The organism is Psychroserpens sp. BH13MA-6 (assembly GCF_052983595.1).
The window spans coordinates 255,283-281,397 of the sequence record NZ_JBRJGE010000002.1; the positions used below are offsets into that span (position 1 = coordinate 255,283).

Consider the following 26,115-nt stretch of genomic DNA (forward strand, 5'->3'; position numbering starts at 1 on the left):
AAATTTAAATTTTAATATTCTAATGAAACATTTCTTAACAACACTAGCCGTGAGTGCTTTACTCGTAGCATGTGGTTCTTCAAAACCTGCAGTAAATGATTTAGCAACCGATAATCCTATTGCTACGGCTATTAACCTTTCCAAAGTAACAAATGATAAAGCACCTGTGACTATTAATCCAGGTCGTTTTACACAAGAAACGGTAACCTATAGACTACCTAAAGTGGTTCAAGGCACTTATTCTGTTAGCAATTTTGGAACTTATATTGATGATTTCAAGGCTTTTGATTATGATGGAAATGAAATGGCTACCACGAAGGTTGATACCAATACATGGACGATTGCCAATGCCACAAATTTAGATAAGATTACCTATTTGGTAAATGACACTTTTGATGAGGAATCTGTAGGTGGAATAGGAGAGGAAGTACCGTTTTCACCTGCTGGAACCAACATTGAGCCTGATAATTACGTGTTAAATTTACATGGTTTTATCGGGTATTTTGATACTTTAAAAACTGCGCAATACACCTTAGACGTTACGGCTCCAGCTAGTTTCGAGCGTACGTCGGCATTACAAAATACCAATACAGCTTCTAGTGCTGATGGTACACAAATAACCACTTCCTATTTTGCTCCGCGTTATTTCGATATTACCGATAATCCGATGATGTACGGTAAGTTAGATGTTGAGGAATTTATGGTAGGTGATATCAAAATCGTTTTGAGTGTTTATTCTCCAAACAAAGTGCATACTGCGGCCAGTATGAAGGAGACAGTTTATAAAATGATGGAAGCTCAAAAAGCGTATTTAGGTGATATTAACAGCACACCTCGTTATGATATCTACTTATACCTGTCTGATGGTAGTGAAGGAGCACCAAAAGGATTTGGAGCGTTAGAACATCACACATCAACGGTAGTTGTATTGCAAGAAGCATCTACTAAGGAACAGCTAGCGGCTTCTATGACAGATGTTGTAGCACATGAGTTTTTCCATATTGTGACTCCTTTATCAGTGCATTCTGAAGACGTTCATTATTTTGACTATAACGATCCAACGTTTTCAAAGCATTTATGGATGTATGAAGGTGTTACCGAGTATTTTGCACAACACTTTCAGATTTATGAAGGTTTAGTAGATGCAGATACGTTCTATAAAACCATGACACAAAAGATTCAAGTATCTAAAAACTTGGATGACGCTATGAGTTTTACAACCATGAGTGAAAATGTATTGGATGAGCCTTATGCTACAAATTACTACAATGTGTATATGAAAGGTGCACTCATTGGTATGTGTGTTGATATTTTGATGAGAGAGGAAAGCAACGGACAACGAAGCATGTTATCGCTTATGAAGGAACTTTCAGCGAAATATGGAAAAGAAAAACCGTTTGTTGATGATAATTTGATTGCTGAAATTACGCAAATGACGTATCCTTCCGTTGGTGAATTTTTAAATACACATGTGGTAGGAGGTACACCAATTGATTATTCCGAATTTTTTGAAAAGGTGGGACTTACCTTCGGTGAGACAACTGTTCCTACTAATTATATTCAAAATGGTTCTGGTTTTATTTTTGATGCAGATCGTGAAAAAGGATTAATCTTCTTTTCAGAAGGCGTTAAGGATAACAGCTTTTGGGTAGAACAAGGGGTGATGCCAAATGATGTCATTAAATCGGTTAACGGACAAACACTTACCTTGCAAAACGCGCAAGCCATGTTAGGTGGTATGTATGCTTGGAAAGAGGGTGATGATATTAAGGTGGTTTTAGATCGCGACGGTAAGGAAGTTGTTATTGAGGCAAAATTGACACCATCATTTACAACGGCTAAAAAGCTCATGGAAAATGAAAATGCGACCGAAAAGCAGATCGCAACGAGAAAGGCTTGGCTAAAAGGCTAGTCCTTCTAACAAGCATAGAATACATAAAGCTGACTCATTAGAAATTGTGAGTCAGCTTTTTTTTATTTCTATTATGCGAAGTCCCTAGCTAAATGAATATTTCTTCTTGTTTCGCTAAGGTGAAATGAAATGTACTACCATGGTTGTTTTCAGAAGTTACAGAAATTTTCCCACCTTGCTTTTCTACGAGGTTTTTTACGGTGCTTAAGCCAATTCCTGTACTCGTTTTGCCATGATCGTTTTTTATGGTTTTAAAAATTTCAAAAATTTCCTCTTGCTTGTTTTTAGGAATACCCATACCATTGTCGGCTACACTAAACACATGATGAAATAAATCATCTCTGTAAGTGATTTCCACATGACGCTGGGATTTGTTATTGTATTTCAGTGCGTTATCAACTAAATTGATTAGAATTTGCGATAGTGCCGCCCGATTCACACTTTTTATTTCAATAGACGGATAAACAAACGTGTCCGTTTTAGAAATTAATAGTTGTTTGATATCTTCTGAAAGTTCATCGAGTTTAACCGTTTCTTTTTTAGATTTCAAGAGTTCGTCGGCCTTGTAAAACATTAAAATGCCATCGATATAATCTTTTAAGATAGTCGTAGATTCTTCGATATAATCTAAATATTCTGAAGCGTCAGAATTTAATTGTCCAACATTTTCAGAGCGCAACAAATCGGTAAGAGAAATGATATTTGCTAAGGGTGATTTTAAATCATGAGACACATGACTTGCGAATGACTTTAACTGATGGTTACGCTTTTCTAATTCTTCTTTAGCCGTCTCTAAAATGGCATTCTTTTTTCGGAGTTCAAAAAGATTGACGACCTGCTTTCCTAAGATTTTCAAAGCTTCAATTTGGGAATCCTCTAACGTTCTGGGCTTATGATCAAATACACAAATAGTTCCCAAAGAATAACCTTCCGGATTTACTAATGGCACACCAGCATAAAATATGGCGCTTAAATCATCGATTAGTGGGTTTTCCTTAAATCGATCATCTTGCCTAGAATCTGTGATAATAAATATATCATCTTCCAATATGGCATGACCACAAAACGAAATATCTCGTGGCGATTCATTGAAAGGAATGCCATAGTGGGATTTAAAATAATTCCGGTCTTTGTCCAACACGGTAATCAAGGAAATAGGAACATCACAAATGGAGGCGACAAGTTTTGTAATATTGTCATAATCGCTCTCAGGTAGTGTGTCTAGTATGTTGTATGATTTTACAGCGTGCAAACGCTGCAACTCATTTTTAGGTTGAATGGGGCTTTTCATATTAGATAGTTCTTTGCTGTTAATTGATATACGTAAATCAAAGAGAAGTGGTTTTTTAAAATCCCTCAAAAACACCTAAACCAAATAAGGCAAAGTCATATTTAACAGGATCACTTCGATCTAGCATTCTTAAGGAGGCATTCAATTCTTGTAAGGCTTTTGCATCATTTTGCCGACGCTTCAATAAACCTAATTTTCGAGCTACATTGCCTGAATGTACGTCTAACGGACAAGATAGCTGGGACGGTGAAATACTGCGCCATATGCCAAAATCGACACCACTATTATCCTGTCTTACCATCCATCTCAGGAACATGTTGATACGCTTAGCTGCGGAGTTTTTTAAAGGATCACTCACATGTTTTTGCGTGCGTTTTAGATGTTCTATTTCAAAAAAGTATTTTTTGAATTGATGTATCGCCATTTGAAGATCACCGTCTTCAGTAGATGAAGAAAACACTGATTCTAGTCCGCCATATGTTTGATACATATAATTGAGACTCTTAATGAATTGAACAAAATCTTGACCGTTAAAAGTACGATGCACGAAAGCTTGTAATTTCTCCAAATCTTGAGATTCATGATTTATTATAAAATCATGGGGAGCATGCTCTAAGAGTTCCATCATCTTGTTAGCATTATTAATAATGCTTTTGCGATTTCCCCAAGCAATAGTAGCTGTTAAAAATCCCGAGATTTCAATATCCTCTTTTTTCGAAAACTGATGTGGTATTTGAATGGGATCGGTCTCTATAAATCGCGGATGATTGTACTGTGCAACTTTAGCGTCTAAAAAATCTTTCAGTTCCTTTTGGTTCAAGATCATGGTGTTTAGGAAACAAACTTAATGTTCTTTGTAGATGAATGCAATCAATCCAAGATAAAACTTAGAAGTTCTCAGCTTCGATTCATTTTTGATGCTAAATTTTACGCTCAATGAAAGATTTAAATCACAATCATTTTGTGCTTAGTCAAGTTGCTCTAAATTCTAAAAGTAGGTTTAAGGTTTTAGATTAACCTAGAATTTTCCCATCAACCATGGTAAGTTTTCTATCAGCCATGTTTGCCAATTCCTCATTGTGGGTGACAATAACAAAGGTTTGACCAAATTCGTCACGCAATTTAAAAAATAACTGATGCAGGTTTTCAGCAGATTCACTATCTAAATTTCCAGAAGGCTCATCAGCAAAAATCAATTCAGGATTATTCACCAAAGCTCTGGCTACCGCTACACGTTGCTGTTCACCACCCGAAAGGGCATTAGGTTTATGGTCATAGCGATGTGATAGTCCTAAAAAGTCTAAAAGTTCTTTGGCACGTGCTGTCGCATCCTCTTGGGATTTCCCAGCAATAAAGGCAGGAATGCACACATTTTCTAAAGCGGTAAATTCGGGTAGTAGTTGGTGAAATTGGAAAATAAACCCAATCGACGTGTTTCTGAATTTTGCTAAAGCTTTATCATTGAGTTCGGCAATAGATACCTCATTGATGATTAATTCACTTGAGGTGTTTTTGTCTATCTTATCCAAGGTACCTAAAATGTGCAATAATGTTGTTTTACCTGCACCTGAGGCGCCAACAATGGAAACGATTTCTCCTTTTGCAATTGTAAGGTCTACACCTTTTAAGACGTGAAGGTCACCGTAGTATTTGTGAATGTTCTTTGCTGAAATCATGACGTTTTTCTGAACTTCGAAAATACTATTTTAATATGAATTTCTTATCATTTAAAATAGACGTGTATGAGGATCGTAATTTTGGAACTTTCCTAAAGTACTTAATTTATCATTTGATTTTGGCTTCTTTTTGAAAATTTCCTTCACATTATTATAATCTATAAAATATTGTATTCTTAAAGAAAATGAATGAAGTATGGGTTGCTCAAAAAGTGAATTCAAACTCTCGCTATACGATACAGTTGCTTCTCGATCATTGTTGAATAATTGGTTTCTATACAGTGCTGTTAGGAAACTTCCAGGAGCAAACTGCCAAGTGTAATTTAAATCCAAATTCCATGTACTAAAATTGACATTAGAATTCCCAAGTCCTAATTGCGAAAAGCTGGTGCCTGTATTCAGGAGTCGACCGTTCTCTTGTAGAAAGTAGGCTTGATCTTCATAGTTCACCGTCGACCAATAATTTCTAAAGGTCAATCCGAGCGAGTGAAATGGATTAAAACTATATGTTCCGGTAATTCGGTTAACCAATGTCTTCTGATCACGCTGACCAAAAACGATTTCATTTGTGTTATTAGAATTGTTGGCATAACCACGATCCCTGAAAATTTCATTATAATCGAAAGAATAAACAACTAAGAATTTGTCGCTAAAACGTACTCTCGGACTCAGACCAAACCAATATTCATTGGTATCTCTATGTTTTTCCAAGAACACAGCACCGCCAATATTAGCATCTATCGCAAAGACATTATTATAGTTAGAGGAGAGATAAACGTTAGAATTTAATCTGTTTTCATAGATAAAATAACGATTCTCAGATCTGGGTTCGAAATAATCAAATTGTTTGCCTGCTTGAAAATTGATATTTGCACCAAAATTATGCAAGGTCTCCTTTGTTGCTGCGTTATAATTACCTCCGAAACTCATACCTGTATAAACACCAGGATTGGCCAGTCTCGAATAATTCACATAGGTGTTCCAGTTGTAATTATTTAATGTCTCAGTAGGTTCAAACGTGCGATAACCAAAATCAACACCGAAATTATTATAGTTATTTCTAAAAATTAAACCGATATCGTTGATGTCGTATTTGGTATCAGCAAAACTATGATCAAAACTATACCTGTAATTACCATGAATTTTTCTAGCTACAAACAAGGAGCTAAAACCTGTTGTGGTTCCTGAGGCAAGATTGATATTACTCATTTTTGCTTGTCCAATAAGGTTGTAAGTATTACGTTTATTGGTAATATCTGCTATCAAAGCAGTGACATTCCCATCTCTAAAATGTCCATTTCTTGTCACATTTGTATTTACGACACTAATAGAAGAATTTTGGTTGAATTGTTGGTCTAAAACCAGTACATTATAATTCGTAAGAGGTTCCACCAACTCACTGCGTAAAGCGCCTGTTATGGTGTCTCTAGCTGTGCCATAAGTTTGATCTGTAATGGCATTGAAAAATCCAACACCTAAGCCTTTTTTTGTTCTTCCTGAAATTTTAGCAGCATTGAGAACCTTTACCGTATTTGGGATGTCCCTTACCACTTCATTTTCCTGAAGATTGATGTCTCCTGTTGGACTACTTCCTACACGTCTTGAAAAGAATAAATCCCCTTTGTTGAAGAGGTCAACACCTTCTGTAAAGAACTGTCGTTGCTCAGAAAAGGTTTGTTCAAAAGGCCCTAGATTCAAAGACAAGTTATCAAAACCTGCCTGACTAAAATCTGGTACTAAGGTCATATCCAATGTGAAATTCTCAGTAATACCATATTTAACGTCTAAACCGAATTTTAAATCTGTTTCTGTTTCACCATCAAAACTATTGATAATTCCAGTTGAGAAGGGGTAAAAACTCAAACGAGTAGGAGGTGTGATGTTTTCAATCCCAACTAATTCACCGTGATAGAGTCCAATATTTCCTTTCGTGATATCGATAGGGTTCCAGGTATACTGCGATCGGTAACGTCTGAATTGTCTGTGAAATTGAATCCCCCAAGTTTGGATTTCTTGATTTGAAAAACGCAAACAACGATAAGGAATTTCCATTTCTACAGTCCAGCCATCATCTGTAATTTGAACAGCGCTATCCCAGACGGCATTCCATCCAAAATCTTCGCCATTACTTGGAGAAGCGACAGCATCGGCTTGAGTTCCAGAGCTGAAAACAAAAAATTCTGTATCATTTTGAGCATCATTATTTGGATTGAGTATGAGCCCAAAAAAATCTGATTGACCAAAATTATCTCGGCTTGTAAATTGACGCATGATTAGGTTAGGGTCATCATATAGATAAGCAGCGATATAGATGGCTTTATCGTCGTAAGCCATTTTTACGACAGTTCTGTTTTGAGTAGAATCTTTTATTCCAGCGCTAGGTCTAAATTGCGTAAAGCCTTTAGCCTCTTGAGCCGTTTGCCAAACTGCATCATCAAAAACACCGTCAATTTTAGGCGGATTGGTGGTTCTTTCTATTTGTAGTTGTTTTTTAGCCTCCTGAGCGATTGAATGAAAACAACAGCAAAAGACCAATATAACGAATAAGCGAATTGTCATTATTGTTGATTGATGATTAGTGATTCTATAAAAGAGACACTAAAAAAATAAGTTTGTTACAGTTAGGGCTACAAATCTACCTATGTATGCTTTGCGATTTTCATAAGTAAACGTTAAAAAACCTGGCTTACTGTTAATCTTTTGTTAGCCTAGTCTAGGATAGTTTGTGGTTTTTTTTAGCTATTTTTATTGAAAACAAACACCGAAGTCCTATGCCTTACCACAAATTTGAAGAATACAATATGCAAGTCACAGATGATGTAAAGAAACGCTATGAACAAATCATCGAAGATTTAGGTGAGGACACCACGAGAGATGGTCTTCTTAAAACACCAGAACGTGCGTCTAAAGCCATGCAATTCTTGACACAAGGATATCATCAAGATGCTGCCGAGATTTTAAAAAGTGCGATGTTTAAAGAGTCATATAATGAAATGGTCATTGTTAAGGATATTGAATTGTATTCATTATGTGAGCATCATATTTTGCCATTTTTCGGAAAAGCGCATATTGCCTATATACCTAATGGTTATATTGTTGGTCTAAGTAAAATTCCCAGAATTGTGGATGTCTTCGCAAGACGCTTACAAGTTCAGGAGCGACTTACGGAGCAAATTTTAGATTGTATTAATGACACCCTTAAACCAGAAGGAGTGGCTGTGGTTATAGAAGCGTCGCACATGTGTATGATGATGCGTGGTGTTCAAAAACAAAACTCAACCACTACCACCTCAGGATTTAGAGGTGCTTTTCAAAATATGGAAACACGCACTGAGTTTTTAAAGCTCATTAGTGAAAAGCTGTCATAAATAAACCTTTGGAACGCTATTTGCTTATCAATTAGTAAATTATATACTTTATGACTTTAGAAAATACTTCAAAAACTAAAAAACTAGCGTTGGGTTTACTCTTTGATGCTATGGGTTATATATCCTTTATCTTTCCGCCATTTGATTTTGTTTGGGCGCCAGCGTCTGCTTGGTTAATGACAAAGTTATACCAAGGAAAAAAAGGTAAAATAGCTGCTGCCATTTCTTTTGTAGAGGAGGCTTTGCCTTTCTTAGATGTGGTGCCAACATTTACATTGATGTGGCTTTATACTTATGTTTTTTCATCAAAAAAATCATCACGTGAGACGATTATTGATATTAAATAAACAATACAAATTCGTTCACATTTAAAAAAAGAGCACAGTTTTTAAACTGTGCTCTTCTGAATTTATAAGGTGTAATTCAAACCAAAACTAATATTTCTTCCAATATTTAAAATACCATCTGGCTTTAGACGAGATAAGTGGTTAATATATCGCTCATCCGTAATATTATTAGCTGCTATAGAAAGATCTAAATCTCTCTTAAATAGAGAAATCGTGCCTCCTAAACCAGCACTTAATAAATTATAACCCGCCGTTGGTGACTCAAAATCACCTACGTTTGTTTGGTCAAAAGTTGTGCTATATGTTACAAAAGCATAACCTTTTTTAAACCAAGGTTTCTCAAACTCTACGCGAAGCGAATTGTTTAAAGTATTTGCTGGTATTAATGGTAAATAACTATCGTTCTCTAACTGTCCAATGACCGTTTCAAAACTACTTTCAACATGTAACCAGTCTAATGGATGTGGATGAAAGTGCAATCCAAATTCACCTCCATATAAGCTTGCATTATCTTGCTTATATAAAAATACTGGATCTGCTTCTATAAATTCGCCATTTGGACTTAAGAAAATATAATCATGAATTGCATTGTAAAAAATATTACTAAAGACTTCAACATGTTCATTCTTAAATTCAAGTGCAAAATCAATTTGAAAATTTTGTTCACTATTAAGATCTAAGTTTCCAATTTCATAACGATTGGTACCTTCATGAGTGCCGTCAGATGCCAGTTCTGCCAAATTAGGTGCTCTAAAACCAGAAGCTAAATTTAGACGTGCTGTAACCTTTTCAAAAAGGTTGGTTTTGATACCAAACGCACCATTAAAGCTATTAAATTCACGACGCGTTAGATCATTAATGGTAATGGCTCTATTATCATAGCGCGCTCCTAACTGTATGTCGACTTTGTCAAAATGAATATGGGAGGTTGCTAAAATTCCAATATCGCTAGTAACGGCATTCGGAATAAGTATTTCCTCGCCATAATTGGTATTCGTTTGATGCATCCCTTGAATTCCAGCGATAGTTTCAAATCGTCCAATTTTTGGTAAATTATAAGTGATATTGTAATTGAGCGTTTTCAATTTCATATATAAAGCAGCCATCTCGTCTTCAAGATGATCTTCATCCTCCTCATGTATTTCATGCTCGTGGTCTTCCTCTTCCTCTTCGTCACCATGATGATGGTCTTCAAATTCTTTTCGATCGTTAAAGGTGTAACCAACGGTAATATCTAAACTTGAATTATTGAAGAATAGTTTTGATTTGGAGCTGAAAATATGATTGGTAATCTCTTGATAGGGTTCAAGAGGTGTTTTTAGGGTATTTTGAACACCAATACCCTCAGTAAGCCCAAGTTTTGAACGATTGATATTGTATCTAAAATCTGTTTTAAATTTATTTTTTTGATAACCTAATCCTGCTTTAAAATCTTGTTCCCTAAAGCGTGTGTTCGTGACGCGATAATCTCGAGTTTTATAGTCTGAATGTTCTGAAAGACTTCCTCTAAATAGGTATTTAAAGTTTGATTTGGACGCTTTATAAGCGATGCTAGAATTATAACCTTGTGTATTCGTAAAGTAGCGACCACTAAACGAGCCTTCAGAACTATTCTCATCGACATATCTTTCTGGATTCAAATAAAGAACACCTCCCAATGCGTCACTTCCGTAGAGCAGAGACGCAGGACCTTTGATTACTTCAACACTCTCGATTCCAGCATCACTAATTCCCAAGCCATGCTCATCTCCAAATTGTTGGTTTTCCAGTCGCACTCCTTGCGTGTATACAAGCACGCGATTCGAGCTCAAACCTCTAATAACAGGTTTGCCGATACTGATACCTGTGCTTACACTAGAGACACCAGCAATATTTGTTATGCCTTCTGAGAGGTTCACGGCGCCTTTCGATTTCAATTCTTGGATACTTTGTCTTTCTACCTTCATCACATTTTCACTTTGTAATTTGTGAAAAGGTGTTGAGATAATAACTTCTTCAATTTCAATAGCAGAAGGAACTAATGCTATTTCAAAGGACGATTCCATAGGAAAATTCAATGTGGTTGAATAGGTTTCATACCCAACAAACGAGACGATGACTTTGTGTGTGCCGTTTGGGATATTATTAATAAGGAATTCACCATTATCATTAGTGATTGTTCCGTTTTCTAGTTGTGGCAAATAAACGTTTACGAAGACCAATGGGTTATTGGTTGTTGCGTCTGTTACTTGGCCCTTTAATTTGTTTTGTGCGTAAAATGATTGCATCACTGTTAGACACAGTGTTACAAATAGATATGTTTGTTTCATGTTTCATATTAATAGTTAAAATAAATCTTGACGAATTAACTATTATATGGAGGTCCTCGAAGAGAAAAGTGCAAACTTTGATAGTCACTTAAAAAAGCGTAATAAGGATTCAAATCCTTATGATTATTCTCCGCCAATGACAATTCGTAATTGACTGGAGGGAACGTGGTTTGCTGTTGGAGTTTGAATTTATAAAATTCACAATCGAGATCGAGATTGTGAAAATGTGTTTGGTTTTTTTCTAAACAAACCACATGATCATGATGGCTAAAAACGTGTGAGAATTTAACAACGGAAGGTAGCAATAACGTCAAGGCTAAAATGACGAAAGCAACTTTTAAAGAAATATGTTGTTTGTTTATAATCATTAATCTAAAAACCTTCCTAAACCAAATCGTTTTAACATTTTTTTCTCGAACTCCCAGAAAAACTTAAATTGACCAAATAGCCAACCGAAAGCCACTAGAAGCACCTGGTAGAAAAGGAGTCCAATGATAATAAATAATACCCAATAAATAAAAGGGTTTAAGTTTTCTTTAGTAATTCCTAGAAGTTTAATAATTGGTCTTCCTACATACATGGAAGAGGTACCCGTAATGGCAAAAACAATAAATATTCGAATCATTTCCCATCTATGATCAACAACCCATTTACCTTCAAGCTTTTTAAAGATCCATAACACCAATTTTAACAAGACAAAAAAGAGAAGTAAGGTGATGCCAGCCGTTACTAGCAAAGAAAGTGAGCTGGTCATTTTTAGTGACAATCTATAACTGCTAAAAAACAGCCCAATGATTCCCAATAATGGAAAAATGAGCTGCCAATTGTGTTGAATTTCCCAATTTGTTTTGAACGTCTTCAGCATAACTTTTTTTTGCTATGCAAAGGTACTTTAAATTCTAGGAATTATGGTAGATAGTTTCTGGTCATGTGTTAGCTGAAAATAAATAAAATAATTATACAGCTTATAGTTCAAATCATAGCCATAATCAATGTTTGGTCTATAATCAATGCGCATTTCATAGAGATTGGGATTATGCCTGTTGGGTTGTAAAACCCTTGAATTCCATTCTTGTACAAATATCCAGTTTCTCGATTCCATAAAAGATTGTGAATAGTAGCCTTCGGGTCTCGCGGAAGTGGCAAGCCATGTATTAAATCCTGGCTCAATGATGATAATTTCATATTCGACATCTTCACTTGAAATTTTAACAATATCCTCTTCCGGAACATTGTCTAAGTTTGTTTCTCCTGATGTTGAATACGCGCTACCACAAGCTGTTAAAAGAAGTGTCGCGAATAATAAATAAATAGTGTGTTGTCTCATTGCTTTTTTATTTAAAGTTACAAAAATCATTCCTTAGTCAAATTTGTTAATGACATGAATGAAATGATGTACCAAAATTAAAGCGGTGTTGAAAAAGATAAAACAAGCATTTAGTTAACACCTGAATTGACTGAGTAAACAAGCCATAAAAAAAAAGCCAAACTTCTCAGCTTGGCTTTTTTTATAGTTAAATTTTCTATTTTCCAAACAGACCACCGAGTAATCCGCCAAGTCCGCCTTTTTTCTTAGCGCTGCCTAACACCATACCTGCAACATCATCCACAACACTTCCATCGCCATCAGCATCTAATATTTTCTCTAAAAAACTTTGTTCTTCCTTAGCACCACTTCCGCCGAGCAAACCACCAAGTAAACCACCTAGATCGTTTGGAGAACTAACGTTATTTTGTCTTGCTTGCTTTCCTAAAACACCCATTAATATAGGTGTTGCTACTTTAAGAATACTTCCTACAGAGTCGGCACTCAAACCAGATTTTTCACCTATTATTTTCTCAACACCTTGTTTTTTACTACCAAGAACATGTCCTAAGATTTTATCACCATCATCCTTAACTTCTTGATCCACACCACCACTAAATAAGCCTCCTAGATTATCTAAGATACTGCCGTCGTGCTTATTCATTAAAGCACCCATCAGGCCTTCTGCGCCTTGAGGCGTTGAAGCGTTGCGCTCCATGGCTTTCATGAGTACTGGCATCGCCATGGTTAACACACTACTCGTTCTGCTTTCATCTGTTCCTGTTGATCCAGATACACCACTGATTATGGTCTTACCCAAGTCACTGTTTAATAAATCTAATATTCCTGACATGATTGTATATATATTAAGTTAATAAATAGAACCTTCAATTTACAAAAAAAGTCCTAACCAATAGTTAGGACTCATTTAAAATCTTTTAGTCACATCTTGTGCGTAACTTATTTTAAAATACTGATAATTTGTTCCGCTAACTCCGTTCCAATTCGGTCTTGAGCTTCATTTGTGGCAGCACCAATATGAGGTGTTAATGAAATTCTACCATTCATTAAGACTTGAACAGCAGGAGTCGGTTCACTTTCAAAGGTGTCGAGACCAGCAAAAGCTACTTTTCCACTTTCGAGCGCTTTTACTAAAGCGACTTCATCTATAACGCCACCACGTGCCGCATTGACAATACCCACGCCGTCTTTCATTAATCCAAATTGTTTATCACCAATAACGTACTCCTTTTGAGCAGGGACATGTAGTGTAATGAAATCGGCATGCTGCAATACATCTTTCATAGGTTCTGTCTCTATTTCTACATTGATAAATTGACCATTATAGAATTCGACTTTAACAGTTGCCTTACCTACAAATTTATCGCTAGCGATAACTTTCATACCAACACCAAGGGCAATTTTCGCGACTTCACGACCAATTCTTCCGAAGCCTATAATTCCAAGTGTTTTGCCTCTAAGCTCAACACCTTTAGCGTAGTTCTTTTTGAGCGCCTTAAATCGCGTGTCTCCGTCCAATGGCATGTTTCTATTTGAGTCATGTAAAAAACGAACACCACCAAATAAATGCGCGAATACGAGTTCTGCTACTGATTGTGAAGATGCTGCAGGTGTGTTGATCACATGTTTTCCTTTACTTCGAGCGTACTCTACATCAATATTATCCATTCCAACACCACCACGACCAATAATTTTCAAGTGGTCACAGGCATCAATTAAATCTTTTCTTACGGTTGTGGCACTTCTTACAAGTAACACATCTATTTCATTGTCATTTAAATAGTTGATAAGTTGTTCTTGGGCTACAGTCGTTGTAGATACTTCAAAACCAGCCGATTCTAATGCATCAATTCCACTTTGCGAAACACCATCGTTTGCTAATACTTTCATGATAATATATTTATGCTTTTCTTTCTAATTCGCTCATCACATCCACTAATACACCAACACTTTCAAGACTTAATGCGTTGTACATAGAAGCTCTATAACCTCCAACACTTCTGTGTCCATTGAGGCCATTGATACCCGCTTCTTTCACCATAGTTTCGAAGGTTTCTTTTAAGTCTTCGTTGGCCAAAGTGAAGGTTGCATTCATGGTTGATCGGTCTGCTTTAGTGGCAAAACCTTTGAATAAAGGATTAAGGTCAATTTCTGAATAGATTAATTGTGCTTTTTTGTCATTCTCCTTTTCAATCGCTGAAATACCACCTAAGTTTTTTAACCATTCTAATGTTAACATGGACGTGTAGACGGCAAAAACAGGAGGAGTGTTAAACATACTGCTTTTACTAATATGGACTTTATAATCCATCATGGATGGAATTTTACGAGACACCTTGCCTAAAATATCCTCTTTAACAACCACTAAAGTGGTTCCTGCTGGTCCCATATTTTTTTGAGCTCCAGCATAAATTAAATCGAACTTAGAAAAATCCAATACGCGAGAAAAAATATCACTACTCATATCGCACACCATAGGAATTGGAGCATTTGGAAATTCCTTTATCTGTGTACCAAAAATGGTATTGTTCGAAGTACAATGGAAGTAGTCGTAATCGGTAGGGATGTCATAGCCCTTTGGAATATAATTGTAATTAGCCTCTTTTGAAGAAGCTACTTCGTATATATCATCGTAGATACGCGCTTCTTTAATCGCTTTATCACTCCAAGTACCTGTGTTTAGGTAGCCTGCTCGTTTTTCCAATAGATTCAACGCCACCATCAAAAATTGTGTGCTGGCACCACCTTGTAAAAATAAGGCCTTATAACCTTTTCCTTCAAGACCCAATAACTCGAGTGCCAAAGCTCTGGCATTTTCCATGATATCTACAAATGGTTTGCTGCGGTGTGAAATTTCCAATAAGGATAATCCATTATCGAAATTGATTACTGCTTCTGAAGCTTTTTGTAGAACTTCGCCTGGCAAAACACAAGGTCCTGCGCTAAAATTATGTCTTTTCATCGATGTTGTGTTTTTTTCCGAAGAAACGGAAAATAAATTGTGAACGTTAATATCACAAAGGTGGGAAATTCTATAAAAAAATAGGTTATGAAACTGATAATTTATTAACAGATTTTCAACGAAAACGTAATAGTATCAACATTATCGGCATAATTCCACAATTTTGGAAATTGCGTCTGTCCGAACTTAATTTCAGTGTCTATAAATCCGTTAGCAACCACACATTGAATGCGTTCGTCGTGACTGTTGATAGTCCTTTTTAACTCGTCCTGTGAATCGTAATATTCATAAAAAACTGTAGCAATAGGAGAAGAAAAATTGGGATCTTCTTTAATCATTAAAAATCCATTTTCTAAGATGTTGAATTCACTCATCAAGTAAACTGCTTTGTTGTAATCATAGTTATTCGCGTATTTAGCATGATGGATTATTGGATTCCATTCATACATGGCCTTAAAAAAGCGTTCAAAATTATACCCTTTTGGCACATACAATTTTGAAACGTTTCTGCAACCTAATCCGTAATACCTAAAGATATCTTCTGAGAGCCCTTTAAACTCGTCATCGCTTTCGTTACCTGTAATCACAGCTACAGAATTTCTGTTTCTTCTTACAATGGAAGGTTTATCTCTAAAATAATACTCAAAATAACGAGCCGTATTGTCACTACCCGTAGCAATAACGGCATCAAAATTCGTCAACTTTTCATCTGTAAAGGAAATCCGTCCTTTAAATTCAGGTTCGATATATTCTAAATATTTAGCCAAAAAAGGGAGTAAGTGCTTGTCGTTTGAAGATTGTTTGACGAGTACCTTTTGTCCAGAGATCAACACAGATAGAAAATCATGAAATCCCACTAAAGGGATATTTCCAGCCATTATAATGGCGATAGTTTTTAAGTGTTCTTTATTAAAGTCATACTTTACTAACCACTTGTTAATGTTTTTATAACTAAGGCTTTTAGACCATCCTTCTATGGCGAATAGCACATTTTCTTTAGTAAACCATCCATTGTGTTCATGAGCTAGCGAAATTTGATGATTGAAACCATCAAAGAATAGGTCGTTGTGTGCAATTTGATCATTTCTTGTGATGCCAGTTGTGGTGAATTGACTTAAAAAATCACCTAATTTTACAAATGCATTAATTCTTTGTTGTAATTCCATATATCGTTTGGTTATGCGAGGTTTTGGCTTTATTTTTGCAACTGCAAATTTAAGCAAACCCAAAAGAATAATTACTATGGCTATTATAATAACAGATGAATGTATTAATTGCGGTGCATGTGAGCCAGAATGTCCTAACACAGCAATTTATGAAGGAGCAGATGATTGGCGTTATAAAGACGGTACCAGTTTAGAAGGAAATGTCGTACTACCCAATGGAAATGCGGTAAATGCGGAAGAAGCACAGGAGCCTATAAGCGATGAGATTTACTATATAGTACCTGATAAGTGTACGGAGTGCAAGGGGTTTCATGAAGAACCACAATGTGCAGCCGTTTGCCCTGTAGATTGCTGTGTTCCAGATGATGATCATGTGGAATCTGAAGAGGTTTTACTGGGGAAGCAACGTTTTATGCATCCAGAAGATTAAGCAAGTTTTATCAAAATAAAAAAGCCGAGGAATTCCTCGGCTTTTTTTGTTATTATAAATTGGTTTATTCAACCGCACTCATTTCGAAAACCATATATTCCATAATTCGATCTGTAATAGTAAAGTCTGGATCGGTGTTTTCGGTATGAAAAGATGAATAGAGCACACCGCCATTCCCTAGTGGAAACGTTAATGCTAAATCTTTCGTCTCTTCCACTGGATCGCCCAAGTCATTATAATATACAACAGGTCCATCTAACCAAGAATAAGTGGTTGCGGAGTCATAAGTGTCAATAACTTGCCAAGACCCGAGAAACTCATCAATTTCTACTGTATCTGTATCGGTTATTCCAAAATATTGTAACCATGCAATTAAATCGTCATTTAATATGTTTGCCGTTGTACTTAAAGAAGAGCCACTTCTTTCAGGCGTGTAAAATGTGACAAAATCAGAACCATTATTCGTTATCGTCTCTAAAGCTTTTGAAGCCCAATCAGTAGCATACAAATAACCACCATTATTTACGAAATCATAAAGATTTTGGCCGCCATCATAATCACCAGTAATGACACCACAATTAATAAAAATAATATCATAACTGCTTAACAAGGCTGGGTCTGCCAATAGTTGTTGGTAAGTGAAATCTACATTTGGTTCAAGCAAAGGGTTATTCCTTTCCATATTAGAATGTTGATGACTTGAGTGGTGTCCATGTACTGGTTCTGAAGCCAATCTGTCATAACTCATACCATCAATGATATCAAATAAAGGCGCGCCTGTATCAACATCTACTAAGCCTATACTATAAAGGATACTTTCAATATTGTCGAAATTACCTGTTACGACACCTATACTTGGTAAATTTTCAATTCTGTAGGTTTCAAGGGTTGTGTTTTCTGTCACTGAAATGGATTTCTGTGTTGAAAATAAGCCCTTGTTAAGATGTAATTGATAGTCGCCTTCAGGAATCGAGATTGTAAAATCACCACTAGCATTGGTGGACGTTTCAAAAATGATAGCATTGTTTTCTAATACTGATACTTTGGCATTGGCAATTGGGTCTAAATTGTTTGGCGCTAATAACTTGCCCTGAATATCCAAAGCATCCGTGATTTCTTGATTATCGTTATTTGAACAAGAGAAGAAAAGAAGCAATGCGAGAAAGAGATAGGTTGGTTTCATAAAAAAATGATTTTGATTAATAGACAGATGGAATTCGGTCATTCCAAATACAAATTGTGTACATAAAACAATTACAGCACAACTTTTCCTACCCTAATATACTGAAATTCTTGTATTTAAATTGGAATTCCTTAGTACGGCTTACTTTTAGCAATTTTCAAGCTTGCATTGCAAACGCGTTCTTACGATAAATTTAAAAATGAGAGTCTTTTAAAATATGGTTCTAAAGGCATTAACATGTCATATTTTTATTTAAAAACATTGTAATAATTAACTACATTTGCACTCGCTAAAACAATATTTATGAAAGCTGGAATTGTAGGATTGCCGAATGTAGGAAAATCAACCTTATTTAACTGTTTATCGAACGCGAAGGCACAGAGCGCGAATTTTCCGTTTTGTACGATTGAGCCTAATATAGGTGTGGTAAATGTGCCAGATCCAAGACTTCAGAAATTAGAGGCGTTGGTGAATCCGGAGCGTGTTCTCCCAGCAACAGTAGAGATTGTGGATATTGCTGGACTGGTGAAAGGTGCAAGTAAAGGCGAAGGTTTAGGAAATCAATTTTTAGGAAATATTCGAGAAACGGATGCAATTCTTCATGTTTTGCGTTGTTTCGATAATGATAATATCGTCCACGTTGATGGCAACATTAATCCTATTAGAGATAAGGAAACCATCGATATGGAATTACAGCTTAAAGATTTAGAAACTGTTGAAAAAAAGCTTGACAAGGTAAAACGTGCCGCAAAGACAGGAAACAAAGAAGCTCAAAAAGAGGAAGCTGTGTTATTGAAATTGAAAGCTGGGTTAGAAGCTGGTAAATCAGTGAGAGCTCTTGAGTTTTCAGATGAAGAAATGGCGGATTTTGTGCAGCCTGCTCAGTTAATCACAGCGAAGCCAGTGATGTATGTATGTAACGTTGATGAAGGTAGTGCTGTTTCTGGAAACGACTATGTGGAGCAAGTTCGTGAAGCAGTAAAGGAAGAACACGCAGAAGTTCTAGTTTTAGCTGTAGGGACAGAGGCAGATATTAATGAGTTGGATGATTATGAAGAGCGTCAGATGTTTCTTCAAGATATTGGCTTAGACGAGCCAGGATCTTCAAAACTGATACGTTCGGCCTATAAACTATTAAATCAACAGACCTATTTTACTGCAGGTGTCAAAGAGGTTCGAGCTTGGACCATTGATATTGGTGCGACGGCACCACAGGCAGCAGGTGTGATACATACCGATTTTGAAAAGGGTTTTATTAGAGCAGAAGTCATCGCTTATGATGATTATGTGAATTACGGTAGCGAAGCTAAAGTAAAAGAAGCCGGTAAGATGCGTGTGGAAGGGAAAAACTATGTTGTGAAGGATGGTGATGTCATGCATTTCCTGTTTAATGTTTAAATAAGACATTTAAAATAACACGATCAAAAAAATTAAATCTACAGTGAACAAAACACTTTTTTCTTTATTACTAATAGTTACATCAACTTCTTTAAGCACATCTTCTGAAATTGATAGTTTTAGAAATATTGGTACTAACGTAACACTGTCATACGGCTTTGATTTATAATTGCGATGCCAGTCATTGAAATCAAAACCCTTATTCATTCTGATATTGAGACTTGCTTTGATATCGCTAGAGACATCGATGCGCATCAAGCATCGTTGAACCATTCTAAAGAAAGCGCAATTAAAGGCAAGACTTCAGGCCTTATTGAATTAGGTGAATGGGTCACCTGGGAAGCGACACATTTTGGCATAAAACAAAGACTTACTTCAAAAATTACAGAATTGGATCGCCCAAATTTTTTTGTCGATGAAATGGTTTCTGGAGCCTTTAAGTCATTTCGACATGAGCATCTGTTTGATGCTATAGATGCAGAAAACTCTGAAACGAAAAACCATAAAACACTGATGATTGATACATTCCATTTTCAATCACCTTTTGGAGTTTTAGGAAAAATTGCAAATCATCTCTTTTTGAAACGCTACATGACGAGGTTATTTTTGAAAAGAAACCAATTTTTAAAGCAACATGCTGAAAATTTGTCTAAAACGACCTAAAACTACAATGTTCTCAACAATACTCGGTGATTATTGTTAATTACTTTGTTCCTTCGGTATTTCATTTTTTATAACGTTATGTTATATTAGCGTTCTATCTAATTTTTTCACTCATTTATGTCGCAAGAAACCAAATATACCGAAGATAATATACGCTCGCTCGATTGGAAAGAACACATCCGAATGCGACCTGGAATGTATATTGGGAAGTTAGGTGATGGTTCGTCTCCTGATGATGGGATCTACATTTTGCTGAAGGAAGTTTTAGATAATTCTATTGACGAGTACGTCATGGGAGCAGGTAAAACTATAGAAATTTCCATACAAGGGAATAAGGTAATCGTCCGTGACTACGGTCGTGGTATTCCTTTAGGAAAGGTTGTAGATGTTGTTTCCAAAATGAATACAGGTGGAAAATACGATTCTAGAGCCTTCAAGAAATCTGTGGGTCTAAATGGTGTAGGTACCAAAGCTGTGAATGCGCTTTCAGATTATTTTAGAGTAGAATCTACACGAGATGGTAAATCGGCTTCTGCTGAATTTGAACAAGGTAACTTGACTAACGAGGAATTGTTAGATGACACGTCTCGAAGAAAAGGAACCAAAGTGTCATTTATTCCTGATGAAACCATCTTCAAGAACTATAAATACCGCAATGAGTATGTTGAAAAAATGCTCAAAAACTATGTGTACTTAAATCCGGGTTTAACGATTGTCTTCAACGGAGAGAAGTATTACAGTGAAAATGGGCTTAAGGACTTATTGTCGGAAAATATCAACGAAAGCGATCGTTTGTATCCAATAATTCATCTAAAAGGTGACGACATTGAAATCGCATTAACACATAGCAAAACACAATATAGCGAAGAGTATCACAGTTTTGTGAATGGTCAAAACACCACGCAAGGTGGTACCCATTTGTCGGCATTTAGAGAAGCTTTAGTGAAAACATTGCGTGAGTTTTATGGTAAAAACTATGAGGCTTCTGATGTGAGAAAATCAGTGGCTTCTGCCATTTCAATCAAAGTGATGGAGCCTGTTTTTGAGAGTCAGACGAAGACGAAACTGGGATCGACCGATATGGGAGGTGACTTGCCAACGGTTCGTACGTATATTAATGATTTCGTAAAGACGTATCTCGATAATTTTTTACATAAAAATCCAGATACTGCAGAGAAAATTCAGAAAAAGATACTTCAGGCAGAGCGTGAGCGTAAAGAATTGTCAGGTATTAGAAAATTAGCAAGAGATCGCGCCAAGAAGGCGAGTTTACACAATAAAAAATTAAGAGATTGCCGCGTCCACTTTGGAGATACAAAGAATGAACGTAATTTAGAGACGACGCTTTTTATTACAGAGGGAGATTCAGCATCGGGAAGTATCACAAAGTCGCGTGACGTCAATACTCAGGCTGTTTTTAGTCTGAAAGGAAAGCCACTAAATAGTTATGGTCTCAGTAAGAAAATCGTCTATGAAAACGAAGAGTTTAATTTACTTCAGGCCGCTTTAAATATTGAGGATTCCCTCGAGGATTTACGTTATAACAATATTGTCATAGCGACAGATGCCGATGTTGATGGCATGCATATTCGATTGCTCCTAATTACGTTCTTTCTACAGTTTTTTCCTGAAGTGATTAAGGAAGGTCATCTATACATTTTGCAAACACCTTTGTTTAGAGTTCGTAATAAGAAAGAAACGATTTATTGCTATTCTGATGAGGAACGACGCAATGCTATTGAAAAACTAAAACCAAAACCAGAAATCACCAGGTTTAAAGGTTTGGGGGAGATTTCTCCAGATGAGTTCGTGCATTTTATTGGTGAAGATATGCGTTTGGATCCAGTAATGTTAGACAAAGATATGTCTATTGAGGAATTGCTTTCTTTCTACATGGGTAAAAATACACCAACCCGTCAGGAGTTTATCATAGATAATTTAAAAGTAGAGTTGGACCTCATTGAAGAACAACAAGCTTAATGAATTACCAAAGTATGATAACAATCGTTGTATGCTGTGTTTTTACAGGAATTGGCTGGGTCCAAAGTTTGATGTCATCTTTTGTGCTGAATTTAGATAGTCAAGCTTGTAACGTTTCTTCTAATCACGTTGGCAATCAAATGAATCTTAGACTATGAGAACGAATAACGCAAGGGTTAAAAACACGATTGTATCAGTATATTTTGTGCTGATCTTTTTTGCAATCTTAATGTTGTTCTTTTTTCGCGGTTTATCGGGTGCAACAGATAATCAAATACTTTTATTTATTGCTATTGCTTTTGGGTTTGCTGTATTGTTCTTTTTGGTGCATTTTGTATCTAAATACTTCGAATATGATAGCGACGGACTTAAAGTAGTTGTGTTAAATAAGGGCTTATTGTTTTCAGATAAATTCAACTATAGAGAGCATAGAATTGAGTTTGATAAAAAGCAGCTATACGCTTATAGATTTAGAAATATGTTTGTTTATAAAACACTAACACTCTATTTCAAAAATAGTCGAGAAATAAAGTCAAAGGAAACATTTAATGTGACCTTAGTCAATAGAAGAAAGCGAAAATATATTAGGCAGTCTTTAAGCAAAATTATTAAAGCCAATAAAAACAGAATAGATTAATGAGTGAAGATAATTCAGATATCATAGATAATCAAGAGGAACCTCAGGAGAGTATCACGAGGGTCACTGGGATGTATAAGGACTGGTTCCTTGATTATGCTTCCTATGTTATTCTTGAACGAGCTGTTCCAGCGATAGAAGATGGGTTCAAGCCTGTGCAACGTCGTATCATGCATTCTATGAAGGATTTAGATGACGGTAGGTATAATAAAGTAGCGAATATCGTTGGTCATACGATGCAGTACCATCCACATGGTGATGCAAGTATTGCCGATGCGATGGTGCAAATAGGTCAAAAAGATTTATTAATTGATACCCAAGGAAACTGGGGAAATATCCTTACTGGTGATAGTGCCGCAGCTTCGCGTTATATTGAAGCGCGATTATCCAAATTCGCATTGGATGTGGTTTATAACCCAAAAATTACTGAATGGCAAGCGAGTTATGATGGTCGGCGAAAAGAACCTGTGAATTTGCCAGTCATGTTTCCGTTGTTGTTGGCTCAAGGAGGAGAAGGTATTGCTGTTGGATTGTCAACGAAAATATTACCTCACAACTTTATAGAGTTAATCGATGCTTCCGTAAAACATTTGAATGGTAAACGGTTTACCATTTATCCCGATTTTCCTACGGCTGGAATTATTGACGTCTCTAATTATAACGACGGACTTCGAGGTGGGAAAGTTCGCGTGAGGGCCAAAATATCGCAGTTGGATAAAAATACCTTGGTCATTACTGAAATTCCCTACGGAACCAATACGTCATCATTAATTGATTCGATTCTTAAAGCCAATGATAAAGGCAAGATAAAAATAAAAAAAATTGAAGATAATACTGCTGCGGATGTCGAAATCCTCGTGCATTTGCCAAGTGGTATTTCTCCAGATAAAACAATAGATGCGCTTTATGCATTCACTAATTGCGAAACCTCCATTTCGCCTTTAGGCTGTGTGATCGAGGATAATAAGCCATTATTTGTTGGTGTGACAGAAATGTTACGTCGCTCTACCGATAATACTGTAGAGTTGTTAAAAAGTGAACTCGAAATAAAGCTAGGAGAGTTTGAAGAACAATGGCATTTTGCATCGTTAGAACGTATTTTTATTGAGAACAGAATCTATCGTGATATTGAAGAAGAAGAGACTTGGGATGGTGTTATTAATGCGATTGATAAAGGTTTACAGCCGCATATCAAACACTTAAAACGCGCTATTACCGTAGAGGACATCACGCGACTGACCGAAATACGTATTAAAAGGATTTCTAAGTTTGATATTGATAAAGCACAGCAAAAAATAGAGGCTCTCGAAGATCAAATAGCAGAAGTAAAGCATCATTTAGCAAATCTAATCGATTATGCAATTGCCTATTTTCAGCGTCTGAAAAAAGAATATGGAGAAGGTCGTGAGCGTAAAACCGAAATTAGAGCCTTTGAGGATGTGGATGCTACAAAGGTGGTGATTCGAAATACAAAACTCTATGTAAACAGAAGCGAAGGGTTTATTGGAACCTCATTACGAAAAGATGAATATGTCTGTGACTGCAGTGATATTGATGATATTATTGTGTTCACGCAAGATGGTAAGATGATGGTGACAAAAGTTGATAGCAAAACCTTTGTAGGTAAGGATATTGTTCATGTCGCCGTCTTTAAAAAGAAAGATAAGCGTACGATTTATAATATGATATATCGCGATGGTACTAAAGGTGCTACTTACGTAAAGCGCTTTGCGGTTACCTCTATTACACGTGATAAAGAGTATGATTTGACGACTGGAGCTAAAGGATCTAAAATGTGGTATTTCTCAGCCAATCCTAATGGAGAAGCTGAGGTGATTACGGTCTATTTGCGTCAAGTAGGAAGTATCAAAAAATTGAAATGGGACTTGGATTTTGCAGATGTTTTAATCAAGGGACGCGCTTCTAAAGGAAATATCGTTACGAAATATGCGGTTAAGAAAATAGAATTGAAAGAAAAAGGCGTTTCGACACTTAAACCACGTAAAATTTGGTTCGATGATACGGTTCAAAGATTAAATGTAGATGAAAGAGGTGAACTTATAGGTGAATTTAGAGGGGAAGATCGATTGCTAATTATCACACAGTCTGGTACCGCCAAAACAATTTTACCAGAATTGACCACACATTTTGACGAAGATATGATTGTCTTAGAAAAATGGATTCCTAAAAAGCCGATTTCTGTGGTTTACTATAACGGTGAAAAAGAACTTTACTATGTGAAGCGCTTTTTGATTGAAAATGAGGGAAAAGAAGAATCCTTCATTTCCGAACATCCAGATTCTCAATTGGAAATTGTATCTACAGATTGGAAGCCTATGGCTGAAATCGAATTTAAGAAAGAGCGTGGGAAAGAAAGAAAGGACAATGAAATCGTCAATTTAGAGGAGTTTATAGCTATAAAAGGTATCAATGCGTTAGGGAACCAACTCACTAAAGATAAAATTAATCAGGTCAATCTATTAGATCCATTGCCTTACGAGGCTCCTGAAGATACGCCTGCGGAAGACATAGAAGTCATAGATGAAACCGTGGAGTCTTCTGATAATCCAAGCAACAATTCTGGCAAAGGTTCGCAAACCCCCAAAGGTCAGGTAAATGACGATTCAGATTTGGACGATAAAGGACAGATAACCTTGTTTTAAACGTCGTTGTTCTTTGATTTTAATCTTTTATTTATGCGATAGTTTAAAAACTCTACGAATAGCGAAAAGGCGATAGCGAAATAAAGGTAACCTTTTGGAATGGCACCCACTTTATTCCCAAAGAATTCGGTATGTGATAAGTGAGCGGCTTCAGTAATAAGCATAAAACCGATTAATATTAAAAATGCCAAACCTAACATTTGTATACTCGGATTGTTTTCAATAAAGCGTCTTATTGGATTGGCAAATCCTATCATAATGCCTATAGAAATCATCACAGCAATAATCATTAAAACTAAAGTATAGTTGTGATTTGGGTGTAGTCCATTGGTCATACCTACAGCCGTTAAAATAGAATCTATTGAAAATATAAAATCAATAATCATTATCTGAACAATAGCATTTGACAATGACTTGATTTTTTTTCCTTTAACTTCATTAGCGTCGTGTTCAGGATCTGTTACTTTCTCTCTGATTTCAGAAGTGCTTTTATAAATAAGGAAGAGACCACCCATAAAAAGAATGATGGCTTGCCAACTTAAATGAAGTTCAAACCAGCTTGTTTCTAACTCATAGAAGGGTTTGGATAAACCTACTAAAAAGGATACAAAGAACAATAAGATAATCCGCTGTACCATGGCTAATATCAGTCCGATATTAGTAGCTTTACTACGTTGATTCTCTGGAAGTTTATTGGCAGCGATAGAAATGAACACAATATTATCAATTCCCAGAATGATTTCTAGAAAAGTCAATGTAAGTAAGGCCATAATGGCATCGCTACTCAATAAAAAATCTACCAT

23 protein-coding genes are annotated in these 26,115 nt (G+C 36.1%); 9 read left to right on the forward strand and 14 right to left on the reverse strand.

The features are described 5' to 3' along the window. The first annotated feature begins 22 nt into the window (after positions 1-22). On the forward strand, positions 23-1,912 hold the full coding sequence (locus tag ACU8DI_RS05700; RefSeq protein WP_447111791.1) for a M61 family metallopeptidase: 1,890 nt from the start codon (positions 23-25) through the stop codon (positions 1,910-1,912). 88 nt (positions 1,913-2,000) lie between these two features. Here the strand turns inward: ACU8DI_RS05700 and ACU8DI_RS05705 are convergent, their stop codons facing one another. From ACU8DI_RS05705 to ACU8DI_RS05720, 4 genes are all read right to left on the reverse strand, one after another. Next, positions 2,001-3,203: a sensor histidine kinase gene (locus tag ACU8DI_RS05705; RefSeq protein ID WP_447111792.1), complete on the reverse strand. Its 1,203-nt coding sequence runs from the start codon at positions 3,201-3,203 to the stop codon at positions 2,001-2,003. A 55-nt stretch (positions 3,204-3,258) separates the two neighbouring features. Continuing rightward, positions 3,259-4,023, reverse strand: a complete 765-nt coding sequence (locus tag ACU8DI_RS05710) for a TIGR02757 family protein (protein WP_447111793.1) — start codon at positions 4,021-4,023, stop codon at positions 3,259-3,261. Between the two features lie 193 nt (positions 4,024-4,216). Next, the gene (locus tag ACU8DI_RS05715; protein WP_447111794.1) at positions 4,217-4,879 is read right to left on the reverse strand and encodes an ABC transporter ATP-binding protein; all 663 of its coding nucleotides are present in this window, start codon (positions 4,877-4,879) and stop codon (positions 4,217-4,219) included. A 51-nt stretch (positions 4,880-4,930) separates the two neighbouring features. Further along, complete coding sequence (locus tag ACU8DI_RS05720; protein WP_447111795.1) at positions 4,931-7,438, reverse strand: DUF5916 domain-containing protein; 2,508 nt, start codon at positions 7,436-7,438, stop codon at positions 4,931-4,933. A gap of 212 nt (positions 7,439-7,650) precedes the next feature. On the opposite strand from ACU8DI_RS05720, the gene folE reads away from it, so the two are divergent. Both folE and ACU8DI_RS05730 read left to right on the forward strand, forming a co-directional pair. Beyond that, on the forward strand, positions 7,651-8,247 hold the full coding sequence (gene folE, locus ACU8DI_RS05725; RefSeq protein WP_447111796.1) for a GTP cyclohydrolase I FolE: 597 nt from the start codon (positions 7,651-7,653) through the stop codon (positions 8,245-8,247). A 50-nt stretch (positions 8,248-8,297) separates the two neighbouring features. Beyond that, positions 8,298-8,594, forward strand: a complete 297-nt coding sequence (locus ACU8DI_RS05730; RefSeq protein ID WP_447111797.1) for a hypothetical protein — start codon at positions 8,298-8,300, stop codon at positions 8,592-8,594. Between the two features lie 62 nt (positions 8,595-8,656). Here ACU8DI_RS05730 and ACU8DI_RS05735 read toward each other — a convergent pair whose 3' ends face one another. From ACU8DI_RS05735 to ACU8DI_RS05770, 8 genes are all read right to left on the reverse strand, one after another. Next, positions 8,657-10,903: a TonB-dependent receptor gene (locus ACU8DI_RS05735; RefSeq protein WP_447111798.1), complete on the reverse strand. Its 2,247-nt coding sequence runs from the start codon at positions 10,901-10,903 to the stop codon at positions 8,657-8,659. Positions 10,904-10,938: 35 nt separating this feature from the next. After that, positions 10,939-11,271 (reverse strand): hypothetical protein, encoded by a 333-nt coding sequence (locus tag ACU8DI_RS05740; RefSeq protein ID WP_447111799.1) that lies wholly within the window; start codon positions 11,269-11,271, stop codon positions 10,939-10,941. Beyond that, the gene (locus ACU8DI_RS05745) at positions 11,271-11,765 is read right to left on the reverse strand and encodes a DUF6787 family protein (RefSeq protein WP_447112062.1); all 495 of its coding nucleotides are present in this window, start codon (positions 11,763-11,765) and stop codon (positions 11,271-11,273) included. Before ACU8DI_RS05745 ends, ACU8DI_RS05740 begins: the two co-directional genes overlap by 1 nt. A gap of 30 nt (positions 11,766-11,795) precedes the next feature. Further along, entirely contained in the window at positions 11,796-12,230 is a 435-nt protein-coding gene (locus tag ACU8DI_RS05750; protein ID WP_447111800.1) for a DUF6146 family protein, read from the reverse strand. Between the two features lie 196 nt (positions 12,231-12,426). Continuing rightward, the gene (locus ACU8DI_RS05755) at positions 12,427-13,062 is read right to left on the reverse strand and encodes a DUF937 domain-containing protein (protein WP_447111801.1); all 636 of its coding nucleotides are present in this window, start codon (positions 13,060-13,062) and stop codon (positions 12,427-12,429) included. A gap of 107 nt (positions 13,063-13,169) precedes the next feature. Beyond that, the gene (locus tag ACU8DI_RS05760) at positions 13,170-14,120 is read right to left on the reverse strand and encodes a D-2-hydroxyacid dehydrogenase (RefSeq protein ID WP_447111802.1); all 951 of its coding nucleotides are present in this window, start codon (positions 14,118-14,120) and stop codon (positions 13,170-13,172) included. Positions 14,121-14,130: 10 nt separating this feature from the next. After that, a complete protein-coding gene (gene serC / locus ACU8DI_RS05765; RefSeq protein ID WP_447111803.1) occupies positions 14,131-15,192 on the reverse strand; it encodes a 3-phosphoserine/phosphohydroxythreonine transaminase in 1,062 nt (353 codons plus the stop codon). A 104-nt stretch (positions 15,193-15,296) separates the two neighbouring features. Then, entirely contained in the window at positions 15,297-16,358 is a 1,062-nt protein-coding gene (locus ACU8DI_RS05770) for an acyl-CoA reductase (protein WP_447111804.1), read from the reverse strand. A gap of 76 nt (positions 16,359-16,434) precedes the next feature. Between ACU8DI_RS05770 and ACU8DI_RS05775 the strand changes: the two genes are divergently transcribed. Beyond that, positions 16,435-16,788, forward strand: coding sequence for a 4Fe-4S dicluster domain-containing protein (locus ACU8DI_RS05775; protein WP_447111805.1), 354 nt, complete (start codon positions 16,435-16,437; stop codon positions 16,786-16,788). Between the two features lie 64 nt (positions 16,789-16,852). On the opposite strand, the gene ACU8DI_RS05780 is transcribed toward ACU8DI_RS05775, so the two are convergent. After that, a complete protein-coding gene (locus ACU8DI_RS05780; protein WP_447111806.1) occupies positions 16,853-17,971 on the reverse strand; it encodes a carboxypeptidase-like regulatory domain-containing protein in 1,119 nt (372 codons plus the stop codon). Positions 17,972-18,274: 303 nt separating this feature from the next. On the opposite strand from ACU8DI_RS05780, the gene ychF reads away from it, so the two are divergent. From ychF to ACU8DI_RS05805, 5 genes are all read left to right on the forward strand, one after another. Continuing rightward, complete coding sequence (ychF, locus tag ACU8DI_RS05785; protein WP_447111807.1) at positions 18,275-19,369, forward strand: redox-regulated ATPase YchF; 1,095 nt, start codon at positions 18,275-18,277, stop codon at positions 19,367-19,369. Positions 19,370-19,543: 174 nt separating this feature from the next. Next, positions 19,544-20,032, forward strand: a complete 489-nt coding sequence (locus ACU8DI_RS05790; RefSeq protein WP_447111808.1) for an SRPBCC family protein — start codon at positions 19,544-19,546, stop codon at positions 20,030-20,032. 117 nt (positions 20,033-20,149) lie between these two features. Further along, positions 20,150-22,012, forward strand: a complete 1,863-nt coding sequence (locus ACU8DI_RS05795) for a DNA topoisomerase IV subunit B (RefSeq protein ID WP_447111809.1) — start codon at positions 20,150-20,152, stop codon at positions 22,010-22,012. A 154-nt stretch (positions 22,013-22,166) separates the two neighbouring features. Then, entirely contained in the window at positions 22,167-22,649 is a 483-nt protein-coding gene (locus tag ACU8DI_RS05800; RefSeq protein WP_447111810.1) for a hypothetical protein, read from the forward strand. Continuing rightward, positions 22,649-25,312, forward strand: a complete 2,664-nt coding sequence (locus tag ACU8DI_RS05805) for a DNA gyrase/topoisomerase IV subunit A (RefSeq protein ID WP_447111811.1) — start codon at positions 22,649-22,651, stop codon at positions 25,310-25,312. The genes ACU8DI_RS05800 and ACU8DI_RS05805 overlap by 1 nt, the downstream gene beginning before the upstream one ends. Here ACU8DI_RS05805 and ACU8DI_RS05810 read toward each other — a convergent pair. Then, positions 25,309-26,115, reverse strand: a complete 807-nt coding sequence (locus tag ACU8DI_RS05810; protein WP_447111812.1) for a TerC family protein — start codon at positions 26,113-26,115, stop codon at positions 25,309-25,311. The two genes, ACU8DI_RS05805 and ACU8DI_RS05810, sit on opposite strands and share 4 nt — an antisense overlap.